Raw genomic sequence first — 1,879 nt, 5'->3', positions numbered from 1 at the left:
TTCGGAAATTAAATTTTCTCTCACCCGCGCAATTTCCTCATCCATGGCATGCTCCAGCTTCTTATTCTCAACGTTCATATTGGGTAAAGCGAGAACCAAAGCTACTCCGGGATCTTCCAGGGGCATTGGGTAGAGGCTTACCTGCGCTGCCAATTCTTTATCATCAACCAGATTTTTGTACAACCTGGAGCTTTGTCCTTCTGATAATAATGTACTTAACATATCCACGGCATAATAATCATCGGTACCCATCGCCGGGGTATGGTACGCCTGTATAATCGCAGGCAGCCGAATGTTGTCATATACAGTGTCTCTAATCTCCTCATGTTTGATGGGTTCTACCACCTCGGGTCTTGGAATTTCCTTCTCCCTTTTCGGTATACCTGCAAAATATTGTTCAATCTGTTTTTTAGCCTGCTCTTTATCAATATCCCCTGCGACAGTAAGCACAGCATTATTCGGGACATAAAATGTATCATAGAAATTTTTTATATCCTGATCGGAAGCCGAACGGATATGATTGGTATCACCAATGGTAGTCCACCTGTAGGGATGCTTATTGTAAGCCCTTTTCATCGTCTCGATCAGAATGCTTCCGTAGGGCCTGTTGTCATAGTTTTGCTTTTTCTCTTCAACAACTACATTTTTCTGTGTAGCAATGCCTTCGGAATCAATTCTGGCATGCAACATTCTTTCGGATTCCAGCCATAAGCCTAATTCGAGCTGGTTAGAGGGCAAAACTTCATAATAGTAAGTGCGGTCATTTGAAGTACTGGCATTGAGCGTACCTCCCGCTTTTTCCACATACTCTGAGTATTCGCCCCTTCCAATATTTTCCGAGCCTTCAAACATCAAATGTTCGAATAAATGCGCAAATCCTGTTAACTGAGGATCTTCATTCTTGGAACCTACATGATACATCACTGATACATTCACAATGGGTGTGGAGTGATCTTCATGTAAAATTACATGCAGCCCGTTATCCAGTTTGTATTCTTCAAACCGGATTTCGGGTGTTTGCGCCGATGACCCCGAAGCGATCAACAGCGAAAGTCCAAAAAGCATTAATAGTTCTTTGAAATTCATATATTTTTGTTTAACGGTTAGAAATTGAATCCAAAAGTAGCAAACTTTTCCTCTCCGCGCAAAACCTTTATTAAAGAATTTTAACGTTTAATCTATTGTTGCAGGCAAAAAGATTCCGTCCTTTGAATTATATATTTAATAAATAAAAAACAGATGAATTATGATGATTAAAAAAATTTTCGGATTGGTTATTGTGGCCATTATGATGGGTGCTTCCTCTGGGCTACAGGCACAAAACTTTAATCAAAACCAACCACAGCAGCAGGATATTGAAGTAAGTGACGATGAGCTTCAGACTTTTGCCAACATAATGAGAGAAGCCCAGGCAGTACAAAAACAAGCCCAGGGTACCATGATGAAAGCCATTCAGGAAAGTGGTATTGAAATGAAGAGGTTTCAGGAAATTTCCCGGGCAAAAAGACAGGGAAATGAGGTTGAAATGTCGGAGGAAGAAAAACAAGCTTATTCTTCCATTGAACAAGTGATGCAAGAGGAACAACAGAAGATGAAGAAAAAGATGTCCTCAATAATAAAGAAATACTCAATTGATGAGCAGCGGTATATGCAGATCAACCGTGCTTTAAGAAAGGACAAAGGGATGCAGAAACGCCTGAAGCAAATCATAAGCCAGCAACAAAAGCAACAGCAACAACAGCAGCAACAGTTACCGTAGTAAAACAAGGCAATTCAGCCTGTCCCTGGCTTTTCTTTTTCCACATATAAGGAAGTTGAGCATTTCAAAGGGTTATTCTAAAAATAAAAAGAGGTGTACAACTCACCTCTTTTTATTTAT

2 protein-coding genes are annotated in these 1,879 nt (G+C 40.1%); one reads left to right on the top strand and one right to left on the bottom strand.

Features of this window, described 5'->3' with window-relative positions; genetic code table 11:
• The coding region (locus tag KGY70_07455; GenBank protein MBS3775005.1) for an insulinase family protein at positions 1 to 1,086 on the bottom strand (1,086 nt) is incomplete at its 3' end.
• 160 nt (positions 1,087 to 1,246) lie between these two features.
• Between KGY70_07455 and KGY70_07450 the strand changes: the two genes are divergently transcribed.
• The gene (locus tag KGY70_07450; GenBank protein ID MBS3775004.1) at positions 1,247 to 1,759 is read left to right on the top strand and encodes a hypothetical protein; all 513 of its coding nucleotides are present in this window, start codon (positions 1,247 to 1,249) and stop codon (positions 1,757 to 1,759) included.
• The last annotated feature ends 120 nt before the right edge of the window (positions 1,760 to 1,879 follow it).

The sequence above is a fragment of the Bacteroidales bacterium genome, from assembly GCA_018334875.1.
Lineage (GTDB): Bacteria > Bacteroidota > Bacteroidia > Bacteroidales > UBA12077 > JAGXLC01.
Note: the sequence above shows the minus strand (reverse complement) of the source record. Positions and strands in the feature narration are given on the sequence as shown.

Excerpts from the sequence above, each read along its gene's own strand:
- KGY70_07450 (MBS3775004.1), top strand. The coding sequence starts at position 1,247 with ATGATGATTAAAAAAATTTTCGGATTGGTTATTGTGGCCATTATGATG.